Below are 884 nucleotides of genomic sequence, written 5' to 3'. Positions count from 1 at the left end.
ATCGTGATCGCGGCAACGAACCGTTCGGACGTGCTCGACAAGGCGCTGCTGCGTCCGGGCCGTTTCGATCGCCAGGTGTATGTCGGTTTGCCGGACATCCGCGGTCGCGAGCACATCATGAAGGTGCACCTGCGCAAGGTGCCGATCGCGAACGACGTGGACGCATCGGTCATCGCGCGCGGCACGCCGGGCTTCTCCGGTGCGGATCTCGCGAACCTCGTCAACGAGGCCGCGCTGTTCGCGGCGCGTCGCGGCAAGCGTATCGTCGAAATGCAGGATTTCGAGGACGCGAAGGACAAGATTTTCATGGGTCCGGAGCGCAAGTCGGCTGTGATGCGCGAGGAAGAGCGGCGCAATACGGCGTACCACGAGTCGGGCCACGCGGTGGTGGCGAAGCTGCTGCCGCATGCCGATCCGGTGCACAAGGTCACGATCATGCCGCGCGGCTGGGCGCTGGGCGTCACATGGCAGTTGCCGGAGCATGACCGCGTGAACCTGTATCGCGACAAGATGCTCGAGGAAATCGCGATCCTGTTCGGCGGCCGCGCAGCGGAGGAAGTGTTCCTGAACTCGATGTCGACGGGTGCTTCGAACGACTTCGAGCGCGCGACCAAGATGGCGCGCGACATGGTGACCCGCTACGGCATGTCCGATGTGCTCGGCACGATGGTCTACGTCGATACCGAAGAAAACGGCATGTTCGGCAAGATGGGTGCGAAGTCGGTGTCGGAAGCGACGCAGCAGAAGGTCGACGCTGAAATCCGCCGCATCCTGGACGAGCAGTACGCGCTCGCTCGCAAGCTGCTGGAAGACAGCCGCGACAAGGTCGAGGCGATGACCAAGGCGCTGCTCGAATGGGAAACCATCGATGCGGACCAGATCAG

Annotated in this window: 1 protein-coding gene; it reads left to right on the top strand. The window is 63.5% G+C overall.

Annotated features, from left to right (window positions below; translation table 11 throughout):
• A partial coding sequence (locus tag AWB74_RS44930) for an ATP-dependent metallopeptidase FtsH/Yme1/Tma family protein (protein WP_143749557.1) occupies positions 1-884 on the top strand: 884 nt, incomplete at both ends.

This window comes from Caballeronia arvi, from assembly GCF_001544695.2.
Lineage (GTDB): Bacteria > Pseudomonadota > Gammaproteobacteria > Burkholderiales > Burkholderiaceae > Caballeronia > Caballeronia arvi.
The sequence above is the reverse complement of the archived record's forward strand: the minus strand, read 5'-3'. Positions and strand labels throughout refer to the sequence as shown.